This is a genomic window from Marivirga tractuosa, assembly GCF_042140215.1.
GTDB lineage: Bacteria > Bacteroidota > Bacteroidia > Cytophagales > Cyclobacteriaceae > Marivirga > Marivirga tractuosa_A.
Genome location: NZ_CP159478.1, coordinates 2,845,790 through 2,863,451, shown reverse-complemented (window position 1 = coordinate 2,863,451; position 17,662 = coordinate 2,845,790). Strand labels below are relative to the sequence as shown.

The window sequence follows — 17,662 nt, the reverse complement described above, 5'->3', positions numbered from 1 at the left end:
TTGAAATTGATTCTGCTTTTTGACAAAGATATTAGAAAATAAAAACTATAAATTCTTAAGAAGCTATATTTTTGCATTCTTATGCAATTTACGATTTCTAATAAAGATAAAAACTCAAATGCTCGGGCTGGTGAACTCACTACCGAGCATGGTAATATAAAAACTCCTATTTTCATGCCTGTTGGAACGGCTGGTTCGGTAAAAGCCGTACATCAGCGGGAATTAAAAGAGGATATTCAGGCTCAAATTATTTTGGGAAACACTTACCATTTATATCTACGTCCTGGTTTGGATGTTCTACAAAAAGCGGGTGGTCTTCATAAATTCAATGGTTGGGAGAAACCTATTTTAACTGATAGCGGTGGATATCAGGTATATAGCCTATCTGGAACAAGAAAAATTAAAGAAGAAGGAGTGACTTTCAAGTCTCACATTGATGGATCTTCTCATATTTTTAGTCCGGAAGGTGTAATGGATATTCAGAGAAAGATTGGTGCCGATATCATTATGGCTTTTGATGAATGCACACCTTACCCATGCGATTATGAATATGCAAGGAAATCTATGGATATGACGCATCGATGGTTGGATAGGTGTATCCAGCAGTTTGATACTACCGAAGGACATTATGGCTATGAACAATCTCTATTTCCGATTGTGCAAGGAAGTACTTATAAAGATTTAAGGAAAAGATCAGCTGAAGAAATAGCATCCAAAGATAGGGCAGGGAATGCCATAGGCGGATTGTCCGTTGGTGAGCCGGCTGAAGATATGTATGAAATGACCGAGTTGGTTTGTGATATACTTCCTCAAGATAAACCTCGTTATTTGATGGGAGTGGGGACACCTGCCAATATTTTGGAATGTATTGCACTGGGTGTGGATATGTTTGATTGTGTTATGCCTACTCGAAATGCAAGAAATGGTATGCTTTTTACCACAGAAGGCATCATCAATATTAAAAATAAAAAATGGGAAGATGATTTTTCACCTATCGACCCAACTTTAGGGACTTATGTGGACACATTTTACACTAAGGCCTATTTGAGACATTTAATTCATTCAAAAGAAATTCTGGGGGCGCAAATTGCCAGTATTCATAATTTAACTTTTTACCTTTGGTTAGTAGAACAAGCAAGAGAACAAATTACATCTGGCACATTTTATGAGTGGAAGGAGAAAATGGTCAAAAAACTAATGACCCGACTTTAAGAGTTATGAAGCTATTAGATAAATACATACTTAAAAAGTTCTTATCCACATTCGTTTTTGTGGTGATTATCATCTTGGCTATAGTCACCGTGATAGACTATACGGAAAAGAATGATGATTTCATGGAACATAATTTAACCTTTCTTGAGATATTGCCTTATTATGGGGCATTTATTCCTTGGATTGGTAATTTAATTACTCCCATCACGATTTTTATAGCAGCTGTATTCGTTACCTCAAAAATGGCTGGGCATACAGAAATTGTGGCTATGTTGGCCAGTGGTATGAGTTTCAGAAGACTTCTCGTGCCTTATATGATGGGTGCAGGCTTAGTGGCTATCTCCAGTTTTTATTTAAATGCCTATGTCATACCAGATGCCAATAAAACCAGAATAGCATTTGAAACGGCCTACATAAAAAAGCCATTCTATTTTACTGATCGTGACATTCATCTTAAAATAGCTCCTGAAACTTATGCATATATGGAAAGCTATAATAACCAAAGAGATGTTGGTTATAGGTTTACCTTAGAGCATATTGAGGATAGAAATCTTAAAGAAAAGTTAAGTGCCAGAAGAATTGAATGGGATTCAGCCCAAAGTAATTGGAAAATAAAAGATTGGACGCTAAGAAAGTTCGATGGAATGGAAGAGACCTTTTCAGAAGGAAAAGAAATGGATACCGTTCTTAATATTACTCCAAAAGATTTTGGTAATACATATGGTTTACAAGAGACCCTTACCTTAACTGAATTGAACGATTATATCAATTTGCTAAGGGAAAGGGGAGCAGATAATGTGAAAATTTATCTTATTGAAAGATATATCAGGTTTATGGCACCTTTTGCAGCTATAATTTTGACATTTATTGGAGTAATAGTTTCCTCCAAAAAGAAAAGGGGAGGAACTGGTTTTCAGATTGCACTTGGGTTTGTTATAGCCTTCGTTTTTATAATATTCTTCATTTTAAGTAAAGCAATTGCTGAAAACTCTACCATGAATCCGCTATTGGCAGTTTGGTTACCTAATATCACATTTAGTTTAGTAGGATTGTTTCTGTATAAATTTGTACCCCGATGACAAATGAGGTAAAAAATTATATTCAACTGCATTTTATAGTTTTGATCTGGGGGCTTACCGCTATCTTAGGTTTATTGATTAATATCTCAGCAGTTGCAGTAGTTTTTTACCGTACACTTTTTGCCACTATTATACTGTTATTTCTACTATATTTTTGGAAACTCAGCTTTAAAGTAGGCTTTAAAGAATTTCTCAAAATCACCGGAGTGGGTTTAATTATTGGCTTGCATTGGATTTTATTTTTTGCTGCTGCCAGAGTATCCACGGCCTCAGTATGTTTGGTAGGAATAGCCACCTGTTCTTTTTGGACCAGTTTAATTGAACCTCTGATGAGTAGTAGAAAAGTAAAAGTTTACGAATTGGCACTGGGCGTAATGGTGGTAATTGGACTATACATTATATTCAGTGTGGAGTTCCAATATATTGAAGGTTTGATCATGGCTATATTGGCAGCTATGTTAGCCAGTGTATTTACCGTATTGAATGGGAAACTTACCCACCGACATAATCATTATGTAATTACTTTTTATGAGATGATGGGTGCTTTTTTGGGTTCAATATTGCTAATTCCGCTTTACCTTTATTATTTCGATACTGAAATCATCAATTTTATTCCGTTTCAATGGGATTGGTTTTACCTCATTATTTTAGCTGGAATCTGTACAGTATTGGCTTTTTCTATGTCAATAAAAGTACAAAAAGTTATAAGTGCTTTTGTGGTAAACCTTACAGTAAACTTAGAGCCTATATATGGAATTATCCTAGCTTTTCTTATTTTTGGTGAAGAGGAAAAAATGAGCTTTGGCTTTTATGTAGGTACAGCGATCATTTTGTTGTCAGTACTTACTTATCCAATGATTAATAGGATAATGAAAAGAAGAGCATTACAAAGCGATTTAATTAGGTAATTCAATCTAAAATGTTGAGAATCAAGTATTTTTTAATTTTTATATTTTTTCTTTCATTTAACACTTATGCTCAAGATGAAAATGTGTTAGAATCTCCTGAATTGGTGGAAGCTATGGTAGGGGAAGGAGTCGTATTCTTAGTTAAGTACAATAAAGAAGAGAATCAGAACCTTAAACTTACATGGAAAAGCGATATTTTAGATGCTAATTTTGATGATCAAGAAGGAGAGTTCTATTGGGAAACTGATGGAGAGGATAGAGGGCTACATTCTGTTTATTTTTATTTAAAAGATTCGATTGATAATATTGTTTCATCTTCAAAAACTTTGATTAAAATATCAGCTAGAGCTTCAGTTCCTTCAATTGAAATGGAGCCTGACTCTTTAGATAGTAGGGCATTTATAAAGTTATTACAAGGAGAAGAATATAATCTTGAATTTGTAGCTACTACTCGAAATAGTGCAAATCCAGATGATGTTGTTTTAAGTTATATTTGGAATAATGATAGTGATTTAACAACTATTGATCAGGCAGACACCCACGTAATAGGGAACAGACTGATATTGGATTGGACACCTAGCCAGAAACAAGTAGTGAAGAAATATTTTGACCTTGATTTAATTGCTATCGATAATACTAATGCGGTATATAGAAGAAAATATCGATTCCAAATAATAGGACAGGAGCTACCTCCTAAGTTGCGAAATAATGTCAATGATACCTATATTATAACTGCTGATCAGGAATTAGATATTGATTTTTCCGTTTATGACCCCAATAATGATCCTGTGGTTTATTCTGTTGATATTCCAGTCACAGTAGGAGCCCCAAATATCAATGAGAAAGGAATTTTCACATGGAAACTAAGTTCTATGGAAATGAGCAATATAAGCTCAATTTTCCCTCTCAAAATTAAATTGAAGGCAGAAGAAGCGGAAGATTCAAAGCATTTTGTGGAGAAAGAGATTACCATTCTCAAAAGTGAGAAAAATGACCCACCTTTAATAACCAAACTAAGCAATCTTAGTGTAAGGGAAGGGTATGATATAAAAAGAAGGGTTTTTATTCAAGATAATAATCATCCAATATCAGAATTAAAATATTCGCTTGAAAACGAACCTGATTGGCTCTATGTACAACAAGAAGGTGATCGATTATTTCTTATGAGTGATACTTTGGGATTTGATATTGTAAAAGCTGATGGAATACCTGTTCAATTTGATGTTTTATTTACAGTGACGGATCCCGAAGGAGCAACAGATAGTAAGTTTTTTACTGTTACCGTAAATGAGGGGGTGAATACAGAAAAACTCTATCGTCAACTTGTTGATTATCAAAAATCTACGGATGCATTATTGGTTGGACTTAGGAAACAAATAAGAGAGTTGGACTACAGAGTTCAAAGAAATCAGAGACTAAAAAAAGGATTGCTCTTCACTACCTTTTTCTTGGGTAGTTTTAGTGCTACTGGAGCTTTTTTTGAAGACCATACTGTTGCTAATGAAGCTATTCCATATGCAGGTGCTCTTTTAGCCATTACCAGTAGTGTGAATGCACTAGCATTTAATCAAGAGGGTAAAGTGATCAATTTAAAAGGTCGATTGGAGGATGTTGAGAAATCAATAGTAAGAAACAAAAGTTATCTTGATACCTATTCTATAAAAGATGAAACTGATGATGAGTTGAGAAATAGTGAATTAGTGAATCGAGTTCAATCTTATAGACAAGCTTTAATTGAACAAAGAATAGAACTAAGAAGGCTAGAAGATCAATATCGTGAATTAAATTATGTTCAGCGTAAAGTCAGGCGATTCAATAGAAAAGGTAAAGCCGAAAAATTGAGATGGAGTTTTATTGATAAGATTTGATTCTATATCATCAGAATTATATAACACAGGATTTTCCCTACTTGTAATCTTCCTCCATTTATATACTACAGGAATAATCTTGATTTATAATTTTTCTAAAAGATAAGTTAAACAATACCAGGTACATAGTGTTTCGATAACTCACTAAAAAACGACAGTATGAAAAAGTTATTAAAATCAATTGTATTAAGTGCGCTTGTTATTGGATTATCCTTTTCAGTAAAAGCACAAAACAAAAACATTGTTGAACTAGCAGCAGGAACTGAATCGCTTTCAACATTAGTTATAGCAGTTAAAGCTGCAGGTTTAGTAGAAACGCTAAGTGGAAATGGTCACTTTCACAGTTTTTGCTCCAACTAATGCTGCATTTGAAGCTTTACCAGATGGGACTTTGGAGTCATTATTGAAACCTGAAAACAAAGATCAATTAGTAGCTGTATTGACGTATCATGTAATTGCAGCAAAAGTAATGTCTACTGATTTGAAAGAAGGGCAGAAGGCTAAAACCGTTCAAGGAGAAGAAGTGACTATCAGTTTAAAAGGAGGAGCATCTGTAAGTGGAGCTAATGTTGCAAAAGCTGACATTAAAGCATCAAATGGTGTAGTTCATGTAATTGACAAAGTGATATTGCCACCATCAATGAAGTAATACTATTTGATTGTTGATTTGATTACTGGACCTCGGAGTGATTTCTGAGGTTTTTTTATGTCAATAGTTTAAAGTTTGATGATGTGATTTGCTGTAATTTTACCAATATCAATAGCGTCATTAAATATTCCAAACATAGTAGAACCACTGCCCGTCATGCTGGCATAAACCGCTCCTTCATTATAAAAATTATTTTTAATCTTTGATAATTGAGGATATTTCTCAAAAACACCTTTTTCAAAATCATTTTTCAATTTCCCTTTCCACTCCTCTACAAGAAGATTCTCAATGATTGCTTTAACTGAAATTTCAGGCTTTTTAGGTTTTACTCCACTATAGGCTTCTGCAGTACTGATATGAATATCCGGATAAACTAATGCTAAATAATAGCCAGATAAATCAAGCTTGGTATTTTCAAATACTTCACCTCTTCCACTTACCAATTTTGGCTTATTCTCAATAAAAAAAGGACAGTCACTTCCTAATTTTAAAGCATAAGATTCCAATTTTTCAGTTGAAATTTTCAGTTTGAAATACTCATTGAGCAAAGTCAGCATAAAAGCTCCATCTGCAGAACCACCACCCATTCCAGCACCCATTGGGATGTTTTTATGAAGAATAATTTCTATTGGAGGTAATTCAAAATCTGTTTTTAACAATTCATAAGCTTTCAGCACCAAGTTATCCTTAGAATTGCCAGATATTTTTAATCCAGTGGTTTCAAAGCTTAATTTTTTAGAAGGGATAATTTCCAATGCATCCTTCAGGGGGATAGGATAGAAGCAAGATTCTATATCATGATAACCGTCTGCTCGTTTGGCAGTGATATTAAGCCCTAAATTGATTTTGGCATTGGGAAATTTTAACATTGGTGTGTTATTGAATAAAAACCTTCCAGCTTATAAAAGTCTGGAAGGTTAAATAGTTAAAGCATTTTAAAGAAAAGTTTTGGTGAAAACACCAAAACGGGGGGTAGCTTATAAAATCTAATAATTCTTTAAATATCCCCCTTGTAGATGATTTCACCTACAAGCTATAAATGTATTTATTTCATTTCTTCAATCAACTCCTCAGAAATACCAGTGAATGAATAACCACCATCATGGAATAAGTTCTGCATAGTTACTTTTTTAGTAAAGTCAGAGAACATCATAATGATATAATCAGCACATTCTTCAGCCGTTGCATTTCCCAAAGGAGACATTTTTTCAGCGAATTTATAGAATGAATCAAAACCATCAATTCCTGAACCAGCTGTAGTTGGAGTAGGGGATTGAGAAATGGTATTTACCCTAACTTGTTTGGTTTTACCAAATCTGTAGCCATAGCTTCTTGCAATAGACTCTAATAAAGCTTTTGCATCCGCCATATCATTATAGAAAGGATAAGTTCGCTGAGCTGCAATATAAGACAGCCCTAAAATAGAACCATATTGATTCATTACGTCCATTTTATCTGCAGTTTGCATCATTTTATGAAATGATACAGCTGAAATATCATAAGTCTTTTGTAACCAATCGTAGTTCAAATCATGATAAGCTTTTCCTTTTCTCACATTTGGGCTCATGCCGATTGAATGTAAAAGGAAATCAAAATTACCACCTAATATTTCTTTAGATTCAGTATATAATTTAGTGATATCATCAACTGAAGTAGCATCAGCTGGAATCACCTCAGTATTACATTCTTTAGCCAATTCCTGAATTCCGCCCATTCTTAAGGCTACTGGAGCATTGGTCAAAACAAACTTTGCACCTTGCTCTTTTGCTTTTAATGCTACTTTCCAGGCAATAGAGTTCTCATCTAAAGCTCCTGTGATAATTCCTTTTTTTCCTGCTAATAAGTTATTTGACATAGTTTTCTGTATTGTGTTTAGGCAAAAATATAAATTTATATTCACTAAGGAAGTATAAAACATAAAATACCAATCCCTTTTAAGCTTTGCTGACAAATTGCCTTTTATTTTTTAGGATTTTCATGTTTGCCTAATTCACTCTGAGAATCAAAATAAATTCTTTGAGAAGGATAAGCATAATGTATATTCGGATATTTTTGAAAAGTCTCCAATATATCTTCCCAAATTTCATGTTGGGCAACTCTTCTTTTTTTAGGTAAGGTTAAATACCTCATGGTTAGTTTAATACCGTAATCTTCCACTGAGGTGTAAACAAAAGGAGTAAGGTTACTATAGAAAATCATAAACTTTTTTGAAGCTTCTAATAATTTCCTTTTGGCTGAAAATGAAAGTTCTTCTGCATGTTCATTGACTATTTTCTCGCATAGTTCTTTGGCTTTTTTCCAGTCGCTGTCAAAAGTTACCCTAAGGCTAATTTCATCCCAAACGTGGCTAAATCCTTGGTCATAATTGGCTTGGGTTGATTTGAATACTTCTCCATTTGGTATATGGATAATTCTTCCTGTACTTTGATCTGCCGCTACCCAATTACCTATTTCATTAATGGTAAATTGAAAAAAGCGAATATCAATTACATCACCTGCCACTCCATTAATCTCAATCCTATCCCCAACATCAAAAGGCTTTCTGATGACGATAAAAACCCAACCTGCTATATTCATGACAGGGGCTTGCAAGGCTATGACCAAACCGGCACCCACTAATCCTACTAGTGTAGCCAGCGATTCAACCTGTTCTACCCAAATATTGAAAAGAAAGACAATCAATAGGAAATAGTAGGTGTTATTGACGCTATTTTTCCAAAAGTATCGCTCCTTCACTTGCTGAAACCTTTTAAATACAATTTTTAAGGCTATCACTTTGAGCAGGACTAAAGCAATGATAGCAATAACAGTGTAAAAAATTTTGTACTGAAGCGCTGGCTTGATTTGCCAATATTCCTGGAAATATGAAATTATTTCTTCGGTCATTTTTTAATTGCTATGTTTATGCTTTAAACTTCAATTTAATTAATTCTTTAATAAATATGCGAGTAATTGTGATTTTGATTTTTCTTCTAGTTTCCAATAGTTTGAAAGGACAGTTATCTGGTTCTATTTATGATAAAGATAATGGAGAAAAATTATCATTTGTCAATATATGGTACTCTAACGATGAAGTCAGATTAGGTACTACATCAGATGAGACAGGAAGTTTCAAATTTAGTGAATTGGATACAAGTAGATTCTTAACCTTTAATAAGGTTGGGTATGAAGTTCTTACATTAAAACCAGTGTCTAATATTTGCGATGTTTACTTAAATAAAATTAAAGAAAATCGATTACAAACAACTGAGGAACTAGATGAACCAAGAAGAGGAAGAATGGGTATTGATTTTGAAAATTTAACTTCAATTGTTTCACTAAGCACAACTAAATCTGAACCTACTATTAATGCCCAATATTTTGCAGCTGATGAATTTCATTCATATCAATTGGATAAAATAAATTTAAGCTTGAAAAATAAAAAAAAGAGTTTAATAAATATTAGGATCTATGAAGCAACTGAGGATCAAAAACCGGGAAATCTGCTTTATTTCAAGGATATTATCAGAACAATTAGTGTTGGAAAAGAAGTTCATAAAATTAATGTGAAAGACTTGGATATTAGAATTCCTGAAAACGGGTTTTTTATCGGGATTGAAAAATTGATTCTTGATCAGAATAAAATCAGTTTGGAGGAAACAGATTTTAATACCAATCAAGAAGTTACAGTGAATGAATATTACCCCTCGCTTAAATTATATAAAAATGATAATTCAAATATTATATTTTCATATATCAACGGTGATTGGCGAAAATGGAATAAGTCTGATTTAAGTTTAGGCATAAACTTAACATTAAAAAGATGAAATTAATTGTTTTTCCCTGTTACTTCAAAACCTCCTTAAAAACCAATTAATTAATAGTTAAAATTAAATAATCATTTTCTTATTTTAGATGCGCTATTTATTTCTATTTACATTTTTGATCCATTTTAACCCATCTTTTTCTCAATTTAAAGGTGTTTTAATTGATGAAAAAACCGAAAGACCAGTTCCATATGCATCGGTATATTTAAAAAATCAGCAAAAGGGAACAAGCTCAAGCTTTGATGGTTGGTTTACTATAGAATTAGATAAGACAGATACTTTAATCATTTCTTCTGTTGGATACCAAAAGCTAGAATTAGCTTACTCAGAACTAAATGATACAATTTTTCTAGCTCTTGATATTCGGGAAATGAAGGTAGTTGAAGTCCAGAATAAAAAGAAATTAGGCCTGTTTAAGAAAAGGAATAAACTTGGAAATGTCAAAACCTCTTATTTGTTTAATGACAATTGGCTTTGGATGGGTACTGCAGGATATCCATACGAAATCGCTAGATTTTTTGAGTTTAAAGAAGAATTTTCGGAAACCAGATTTGTAGAGTCTGTTGCAGTTGAAACCATAAGTGATGTTAATGGTGCTATTTTTTCACTAAAGTTTTATCGCTTAGGAGCTGACAGTTTACCAGCAGAACTGATTAATAAAAACACGATTATTGGATCAGTAAAGAAGGGGAGAAATATAACTAAAATTGAAATTGAAGAAGAAGTAATCTATTTTCCTGAAGACGGAATGTTCATTGCAGTAGAATTTCTTATTGTTGAGCAGAATAGAGTTTCTAGAGATTTGCCAGTTTTTTACGAAGGAAGTTCTTATGAAGCCAAATATAGCCCTTCTTTTTCCGTATTGGATACTGAAGATAATTTTTACCAATTTGATATAATTCATCAAAAATGGACAAGAATGACAACAAAAATCAGGAATTTAGAGTGTGAAATAACCCTAATTGAATAAAATCAAAACCTCTTCAAAACCAAATCACTCACATGATCTCCAATAGACAAGGAAGAAGTTGCCGCAGGCGAAGGTGCATTACAGACATTGATAGCATTACTTTCTTCCAAAATTAAGAAATCATCTATTAATCCTCCATTTCTGTCGCATGCTTGAGCACGAACGCCTGCTCCACCCGGAGTTAAATCACTTTCGGTAATATCAGGCAATAGTTTTTGAAGGGCGGTAGTAAAAGCTGATTTGGAAAACGAACGATACATTTCCCCAAAGCCGGTTTTCCAGTATTTGGCGGCCACTTTTTGAAAGCCTGGCCAGGCTAATGATTCACCCAATTCTACCAAATTGAATAATGACTTTCGGTAGCCTTCTCGTTTGAAAGCCAAGACTGCATTTGGCCCAGCCTCTATGCCTCCATTAATCATTCTGGTAAAATGAACCCCCAAAAATGGGAAATTGGGATCAGGAACAGGATAAACTAAATTCTTGATTAAATATTGCTTTTCAGGCTTAATCATAAAATATTCCCCACGGAAAGGAATGATTTTTAAATCTAATTTCTCTGAGGTAAGTTTAGCAATTTTGTCAGAATACAAACCTGCACAATTGACTATTAATTTGGTGTCAAAACTGGCTTTATTAGTAACAACTGTGGTTACTCCATTCTTTTCTTGAATGTTCGTGACTTTTTGACCTAAAGAGATTTCTCCTCCTAATTCCTGAAACTTTTCAGCATACTTTAAAGAAACAGCAGTATAGTCAATTATTCCAGTCTGTGGAACGTGAATGCCTGCAATTCCATTTACATAGGGCTCATGTTCCTTTACTTCTTCCTTAGTGAGTCTTTTTAAATTTTGCAATCCATTTTGTGCTCCTCTTTCTTCTATCATGGAGAGGGTAGGGAGCTCGCTTTTATCAGTAGCTACAATTACCTTTCCGCATAGTTCATAAGGAACATCTTCATCATCGCAGAATTTAAGCAATTGATTATAACCATCAATGCAGTTTTTCGCTTTTAAGCTGCCAGGCTTATAGTAAACTCCAGAGTGAATTACACCGCTGTTATTTCCAGTTTGATGTTGAGCTAACTTCTCTTCCTTCTCGAATAAAAGCACTGAAAGCTTAGCATTCTTCTGCTTGATTTTTAAAGCAGTAGCCAAGCCCACTATTCCACCACCAATTATGATTATGTCTTTCATTTAATAGTTTTAAGTAATAAGTTTTAGGTTTTAAGTATCAAGTATCTAGAAAACTTCCAACTAATTTTTCAATCATATTTCAATATTTGTTTTTTTTGGTCTGACCTGCGGTATTTCATTGTAATATCCGGATCTCAGAACTATCATATCAACCCCACTTCTAGCTTTAAGCTTCAGACTTCCATCTCTCTCACAAATCCAACACTATCCTTAAATTCTCTTGAACTGTTTTTATTTTCCTTTTGGGAATTATTCCCAGTTTCTTAATAAATCTTTTGTTATCTATCGCTCTGATCTGGTCTAGCATTATATCACTATCTTTTTGTAATCCTTCTACTTCTTTTGCTTTGATTCTGGTTCTTAAAATCTCAGTATCAAATAAATTTGAGGTTAAGGGTAAAACAAGTGTTGATGGATGATCTATTTTATTCAATAAATTCGTTTGAACAATCAAAACAGGTCTCATTTTTCCAGCCTCAGTTCCCTTTTGAGGATTTAGATTTGCTAGCCAAATTTCAAATTGTTTAATAATCATCATCCAGTTCTTCTAGTTCTTTTACCATTTCCATGGAGTTCGCCCTGACTACTTCAGATTCATTTTTCAACTTCTTGGCTAATAAAGTCCTTTTTTGATACTGATTGTAAAACTCCATGGCTTCATTGATGTAGCGATTTCTGGCTTTCTTTAATTGCGAAATCATCTTTTCAGTATCCTCAAATATTTCATCATCAACTCTTAAAGATATATTTTTCATAATTGTATATACATTTTGTATATAAAGTAATTAATAACATCATTAGTTCCAATAGTCGAATCTAATTTTTCAATTATTTTACAATATTTGCTACAGCCATTTACTCGCCAGCTGGCGAGCTATGGATTATCAACTTCCTGCTTCGAGCTCCAAAATTTCAATACCTCAAAACCTAAATACTGCAACACTTTATGCTACCGTCACCAAATAATAATTCTTTTTTCCTCTTTGAACCAAAATGTATTTACCTTGTAACAAACTGATTTCTACAGGCGCATTGGCATCCATTACCTTTTCTTTATTGATGCTAACACCACCGCCTTTAATCATCTTTCTTGCTTCTCCTTTCGATGGGAAAATTACTTCTTGAGTTAGTTCAGAAAGAAAATCTGTTATGTTTTCCGTTTTATCTAAATCGGATTTGCTAATGCTAACCTGAGGCACTCCTTCAAAAACACTTAACAATGTGTCCTCATCAATACTTTGCAATTCTTCCGTTGTCGACTTTCCAAATAGGATAGAAGATGCTTTTAATGCCATATCTAAAGCTTCTTGTGAATGAACCCTAACCGTTAGTTCTTCAGCCAAAGCTTTTTGCAACACTCTTAAATGTGGAGCTTCATTATGTTCTTTTTCCAAAGCTTCAATTTCTTCTTTTCCTTTTGTACTAAATATTCTGATGAAATTGCTCATATCTTCATCAGAAGCATTTAACCAGAATTGATAGAATTTATAAGGAGAGGTTTTCTTTGGATCTAGCCAGATATTTCCGCTTTCAGTTTTACCGAATTTAGTCCCATCTGCTTTTTTGATCAATGGACAAGTCACAGCAAAAGCTTCTCCTTGATCCATTTTTCTGATCATTTCAGTTCCTGTGGTGATATTTCCCCACTGATCTGAACCGCCCATTTGAAGCTTACAGTTTTTTTCTCTGTATAAATAAAGAAAATCATATCCTTGCACTAACTGATAAGTGAATTCTGTAAAGCTCATGCCTTCACTCGATTCTGCCGATAATCTTTTCTTGACAGAATCTTTCGCCATCATATAGTTGACTGTAATGTGTTTTCCAACATCGCGAATAAAGCCCAGAAAGCTAAAATCTTTCATCCAGTCATAGTTATTCACTAACTCGGCACTATTATCCTCTTTGGCGTCAAAATCCAAGAAGTTTTTAATTTGTGCTTTTATAGAAGCTTCATTATGGCGTAATGTTGGTTCGTCTAATAGATTTCGCTCTTGAGATTTCCCAGAAGGATCACCAATCATTCCAGTGGCGCCACCTAGTAAAACAATAGGTTTATGTCCTGCATCCTGAAAATGCTTCAACATCATAACGCCCACTAAATGACCTATATGTAGGGAATCAGCGGTTGGGTCGATACCTACATAAGCACTGCTCATTTCTTTAGCCAATTGTTTTTCAACTCCTGGCATCATATCATGAACCATCCCTCTCCATTGAAGCTCTTCTATAAAATTCTTTTGCATATTATTAGTAATTGAAAGTCTAGTGATTGAATAATGCCTGCAAATATAAAAGGCTTAAAAAGGAAATAATAGCAATTTTGAAAATAGATTCTAGAATCAAGAATATAGAATCTAGACTTCCTACTTCTAGCCTCATAATTCTTTAATAATTACGAATTATGAATTTTTGAATTACGAATCATCCTTCTACATGCTCATTTTAGTATCAAGTAGCTCTTAAGGTGCATTGCGAAGCAAAACTAGGTGCTGATTGTTTTTTCTTCCCACTTCGAGCTTCCAACTTCCTTCAAATCTCAACCTTTCCAAATTTAATCAATAAATTCCCCCATCATTACCTATTTTTGAAAAAAAACATTTCAAAATGCTCATCAGAAAATCATATCGAACTCATAAAGCAGGTTCTATTAACAGACTAAAATTAGTTGAAGAAGAATTAACTGATCCACAGCTGCATGAAGTACAAGTTAAAGTAAAAGCCGTTGGATTAAACTTTGCAGATGTGTTTGCCATTTTGGGATTGTACAGTGCCACACCTGAAGGCAGTTTTGTTCCTGGTTTGGAATATTCTGGTGAAATAATTGCGAAAGGCGAGGAAGTGAGGGATTTTCAAATTGGCGATAGAGTGATGGGTGTGACTCGCTTCGGAGCTTATACTTCACATATCAATATTGATTCAGCTTACGTAAATAAAATCCCTGAAACTTGGACTTTTGAAGAAGGTGCTTCCTTTTTAGTGCAAGCTTTAACTGCTTTTTATGGACTTTTTCATTTAGGGAATTTAAAGAAAGGAGATACTGTCTTGATTCATTCTGCAGCAGGCGGAGTAGGTCTTTTGGCAAATAGGATGGCACAAAAAATGGGTGCATATACAATTGGGACTATCGGTTCTGCAGCTAAAATCGATTTACTGAAAAAAGAAGGCTACCATAAATACATAGTTAGGTCAAAGCATTTTAAAAAAGATCTGGAAGAGGCTCTTGAGGGTCGAGAGTTAAATTTGATAATGGAATGCATAGGAGGGAAGATTTTTAAAATCGGCTATGATATGTTGGCTCCACAGGGAAGAGTTATAAATTATGGCTCGGCTCGATATGGTGGTACTAGCAATTCCCCCAACTGGCCTCGTTTAGCCTGGCTTTATTTAACTCGTCCAAAAATCGATCCTCAAAAAATGATTGAAACCAATAAAGGTATTTTAGGCTTTAATTTGATCTGGCTTTACGATCGAAAAGAATTGATGAAACAAATTTTGAAAGAATTGGAAGAACTAAATATGGATGCTCCTTACATAGGCCACCGATTTAATTTTGAAGAAATGCATGAAGCCTTAAAGCTTTTTCAGTCTGGTAAAACTATGGGAAAAGTGGTGTTGCTTTTGGATTAAAAGCAAGGCTCTTTTATTTATTACTTCCGGTCTACATCCATCACCCCACACCCTTCATTCAACTCCTTTCTACGCTTACATGCTCACTTGACAATTTAAAAACATACGAACCTAATCACTTCAACACCTTTTCCCTTACAAACTGCCAAAACTCCCTTCTTTCTTCAGAGGAAGTTAACAGTGATTTAAATGTACTTCCAAATGATGGTTTTTCTTTTTTAGCAGGTTTTATATTGGGTAAGGGAGCGGGTTCTGGTTTAGGCTGAGGAGTTGGTGTAACATCTGATTTCCTCTCTTCAGATTTTTTCATTCCAAAGTTCTTTGGATCTATTTTTTCAGCATCTTTATAATGTTGCTCTGCCTTTTTATGATTGCCCATTTTTCCTAATACCAATCCTAAATTGTTATGAGAAATGGCATCTTCAGGATCCAATTCTAAGGCTTTTTGATAATCCATTTTGGCACCTTCTAAATCACCCAAGTGATCTTTTATAAATGCTCTACTCGCATATCTAAAAGGGTTTTCTGGTTCCATTTCTACTGCTTTATTAAAATCAGACATGGCTTTTTCTTCTTGCTTTGCCATATAATAAATCAAACCTCTTTCAGCAAATAGTTCAGCACTTTCGGGCTTTAGTTTTATTGCTTTGCTTAAATCAGATTGAGCAGCTTGATAGTCCTTAATTTTAAAGTATGCTTTGCCACGCTGGTAAAAAGCAACTGGGTTTTGATTATCTTGTGTGATATATTGAGAGTACAAATGTATTCCTTGTTTGAAATCACCTTGCTGACAATAAGATGATGCACTGGTTAATAAAATATTAATATTTTCCATTAATGTTTATATCAATTTTATTGCAAAACTATTATAGATTCTAACTGAAGAAAAGCCTATGAGTTTAATATTTTAACTTTATTTATCTGTTGCAATAAAAGTTTCAATCCAATCGTAGGTTTTATTATGACTATTGAAAAATTGTAAAATCATTGGTATGTGCCTCTTGCCTTTTTGAAGATGATAATCAGGTTCAGGCACTATTTTGCTATACTCTTCTAAAAACCTTTCAGTACTGGAGAGTATTCCATCTAAAGTTTTTCCTCCCATCATAATGAGTAGCGGTGGATCCTTTTCATCGATATAATAAATAGGCGAATGCTTTTTCCAAACTTGAGAATCATTTGTAAATGTTTTCAGATATGAGGTGCCTGCAGGATAATTTTTGTTTTTTAAAAAAGTATACATATCCAAACCAGCAGCATCTATTAAAATTGCTCCTTTAATAGGGTTCTTGATATCTAGAGCTTCAAAGTATTCATCTTTAGTGCTCAATAATGCTGCTAAATGACCTCCAGCAGAATGTCCGGATACATAAATTTGGTCTGGGTCTCCTCCATATTCTTCAATATTTTCCTTTACCCATTTTACAGATTGAGCAGTTGCTTTAGTCATGTCTGAAATAATATATTCTGGACTTAAAGGGTAATCAATAATAACAGCAACCATCTCTTTTCGAGCTAATCTTTTGCCTAAAAAATTATAGGTTTCCTTTTTTCCTGAATTCCAACTGCCACCATGAATAAATATAAATACTGGCTTAAGTGTTTCTGAATTTTTAGGTGAAAAAATATTAAGATGCTTTTCAGGGAGATCCTTACTAAATCCCTCATCCATATATGTTATATCTGTAGTTTTGCTCACCTTGCACGAAGATAATGTGATTATTAAAGTGAAGAGCAAGTAGGGAAATAAAGCTCTTTGTACTTCTGCTGAAATAATTTTAAACATACTATTTTAACTCTTTGGATATTTTTAAGTTTAGCCTTTATTGATAATCAGCAAAGATGAGAGCAATATTTAAGATTACCATAAAACGGATTAAGATAGGAAATACTAGCACTAAATATTATTTTTAAATTTTAAACATAAAGTATGATACAAGCTTGGATGAGAGGTGTTTTATTAATTGCCTCAGTTTATAATATTGCATGGTCAGTTTTCCTGTTTTGGAGTCCTAAAAGTTACTTAAAATGGATGACGGAAGGTGCCCAAAATAATAATCAATGGGTGTTATATCAAGCTATAGGTATATTAGTTGTAGCAATATTTCTTTTCATGGGTTTTTTAAAGCCTTTAAAATTTAAATGGCTAATATTTTTTTCCTTCCTTGCAAAATTATTCGGGGGGATTGCCGTCTATTTTTTAATAATGGAATCTCAATTCACCAAAAAATTCATGTTTCATTTACTGATGAATGATTTAGTTTGGTTATTTCCATTACTTTCTATTGTTATTGCGGCATTCAAATCAGAAAAAAGCCGTTGAACGATAATTGTTTGTTCAATG

At 33.7% G+C, this 17,662-nt stretch carries 17 protein-coding genes and 1 pseudogene; 9 read left to right on the top strand and 9 right to left on the bottom strand.

Annotation, left to right across the window (positions count from 1 at the left end):
- Window positions 1–81 precede the first annotated feature (81 nt).
- The 5 genes and pseudogenes from tgt (at window position 82) to ABWH96_RS12895 (ending at window position 5,716) form a co-directional block, all read left to right on the top strand.
- Window positions 82–1,212, top strand: a complete 1,131-nt coding sequence (gene tgt, locus ABWH96_RS12915; protein WP_375577945.1) for a tRNA guanosine(34) transglycosylase Tgt — start codon at window positions 82–84, stop codon at window positions 1,210–1,212.
- A gap of 5 nt (window positions 1,213–1,217) precedes the next feature.
- Window positions 1,218–2,291: an LptF/LptG family permease gene (locus ABWH96_RS12910; protein WP_375577944.1), complete on the top strand. Its 1,074-nt coding sequence runs from the start codon at window positions 1,218–1,220 to the stop codon at window positions 2,289–2,291.
- On the top strand, window positions 2,288–3,199 hold the full coding sequence (locus tag ABWH96_RS12905) for a DMT family transporter (RefSeq protein WP_375577943.1): 912 nt from the start codon (window positions 2,288–2,290) through the stop codon (window positions 3,197–3,199). The genes ABWH96_RS12910 and ABWH96_RS12905 overlap by 4 nt, the downstream gene beginning before the upstream one ends.
- 11 nt (window positions 3,200–3,210) lie before the next feature.
- Window positions 3,211–5,067: a hypothetical protein gene (locus ABWH96_RS12900; RefSeq protein ID WP_375577942.1), complete on the top strand. Its 1,857-nt coding sequence runs from the start codon at window positions 3,211–3,213 to the stop codon at window positions 5,065–5,067.
- 159 nt (window positions 5,068–5,226) lie between these two features.
- Window positions 5,227–5,716: pseudogene (locus tag ABWH96_RS12895) on the top strand (fasciclin domain-containing protein).
- A 68-nt stretch (window positions 5,717–5,784) separates the two neighbouring features.
- Here ABWH96_RS12895 and ispE read toward each other — a convergent pair.
- The 3 genes from ispE to ABWH96_RS12880 form a co-directional block, all read right to left on the bottom strand.
- Complete coding sequence (ispE, locus tag ABWH96_RS12890; RefSeq protein ID WP_375577941.1) at window positions 5,785–6,585, bottom strand: 4-(cytidine 5'-diphospho)-2-C-methyl-D-erythritol kinase; 801 nt, start codon at window positions 6,583–6,585, stop codon at window positions 5,785–5,787.
- 176 nt (window positions 6,586–6,761) lie between these two features.
- Window positions 6,762–7,571: an enoyl-ACP reductase gene (locus tag ABWH96_RS12885; protein WP_296619957.1), complete on the bottom strand. Its 810-nt coding sequence runs from the start codon at window positions 7,569–7,571 to the stop codon at window positions 6,762–6,764.
- Window positions 7,572–7,675: 104 nt separating this feature from the next.
- The gene (locus ABWH96_RS12880) at window positions 7,676–8,602 is read right to left on the bottom strand and encodes a mechanosensitive ion channel family protein (RefSeq protein WP_375577940.1); all 927 of its coding nucleotides are present in this window, start codon (window positions 8,600–8,602) and stop codon (window positions 7,676–7,678) included.
- A gap of 56 nt (window positions 8,603–8,658) precedes the next feature.
- Between ABWH96_RS12880 and ABWH96_RS12875 the strand changes: the two genes are divergently transcribed.
- Together ABWH96_RS12875 and ABWH96_RS12870 are read left to right on the top strand one after the other, a co-directional pair.
- Window positions 8,659–9,522: a carboxypeptidase-like regulatory domain-containing protein gene (locus ABWH96_RS12875; protein ID WP_375577939.1), complete on the top strand. Its 864-nt coding sequence runs from the start codon at window positions 8,659–8,661 to the stop codon at window positions 9,520–9,522.
- A gap of 88 nt (window positions 9,523–9,610) precedes the next feature.
- Window positions 9,611–10,492 carry a carboxypeptidase-like regulatory domain-containing protein gene (locus ABWH96_RS12870; protein ID WP_375577938.1) on the top strand — a complete coding sequence of 294 codons (882 nt, stop codon included), beginning with the start codon at window positions 9,611–9,613 and terminating at the stop codon, window positions 10,490–10,492.
- Between the two features lie 2 nt (window positions 10,493–10,494).
- Here ABWH96_RS12870 and lhgO read toward each other — a convergent pair whose 3' ends face one another.
- The 4 genes from lhgO to tyrS all read right to left on the bottom strand — a co-directional run bounded on the left by lhgO (window position 10,495) and on the right by tyrS (window position 13,934).
- Window positions 10,495–11,688 (bottom strand): L-2-hydroxyglutarate oxidase, encoded by a 1,194-nt coding sequence (lhgO, locus tag ABWH96_RS12865; RefSeq protein ID WP_375577937.1) that lies wholly within the window; start codon window positions 11,686–11,688, stop codon window positions 10,495–10,497.
- Window positions 11,689–11,878: 190 nt separating this feature from the next.
- A complete protein-coding gene (locus tag ABWH96_RS12860) occupies window positions 11,879–12,226 on the bottom strand; it encodes a type II toxin-antitoxin system PemK/MazF family toxin (RefSeq protein WP_375577936.1) in 348 nt (115 codons plus the stop codon).
- Window positions 12,213–12,443, bottom strand: a complete 231-nt coding sequence (locus ABWH96_RS12855) for a hypothetical protein (RefSeq protein WP_375577935.1) — start codon at window positions 12,441–12,443, stop codon at window positions 12,213–12,215. Before ABWH96_RS12855 ends, ABWH96_RS12860 begins: the two co-directional genes overlap by 14 nt.
- 189 nt (window positions 12,444–12,632) lie before the next feature.
- Window positions 12,633–13,934 carry a tyrosine--tRNA ligase gene (gene tyrS / locus ABWH96_RS12850; RefSeq protein WP_375577934.1) on the bottom strand — a complete coding sequence of 434 codons (1,302 nt, stop codon included), beginning with the start codon at window positions 13,932–13,934 and terminating at the stop codon, window positions 12,633–12,635.
- Window positions 13,935–14,295: 361 nt separating this feature from the next.
- Here tyrS and ABWH96_RS12845 point away from each other — a divergent pair, with 361 nt between their 5' ends.
- Complete coding sequence (locus ABWH96_RS12845; RefSeq protein WP_375577933.1) at window positions 14,296–15,318, top strand: medium chain dehydrogenase/reductase family protein; 1,023 nt, start codon at window positions 14,296–14,298, stop codon at window positions 15,316–15,318.
- Between the two features lie 115 nt (window positions 15,319–15,433).
- Here the strand turns inward: ABWH96_RS12845 and ABWH96_RS12840 are convergent, their stop codons facing one another.
- Window positions 15,434–16,153, bottom strand: a complete 720-nt coding sequence (locus tag ABWH96_RS12840; protein WP_375577932.1) for a tetratricopeptide repeat protein — start codon at window positions 16,151–16,153, stop codon at window positions 15,434–15,436.
- A 78-nt stretch (window positions 16,154–16,231) separates the two neighbouring features.
- Window positions 16,232–17,104, bottom strand: coding sequence for an alpha/beta hydrolase (locus ABWH96_RS12835; protein ID WP_375577931.1), 873 nt, complete (start codon window positions 17,102–17,104; stop codon window positions 16,232–16,234).
- 246 nt (window positions 17,105–17,350) lie between these two features.
- Here ABWH96_RS12835 and ABWH96_RS12830 point away from each other — a divergent pair, with 246 nt between their 5' ends.
- Window positions 17,351–17,641 carry a hypothetical protein gene (locus ABWH96_RS12830; protein WP_375577930.1) on the top strand — a complete coding sequence of 97 codons (291 nt, stop codon included), beginning with the start codon at window positions 17,351–17,353 and terminating at the stop codon, window positions 17,639–17,641.
- Window positions 17,642–17,662: the final 21 nt, after the last annotated feature.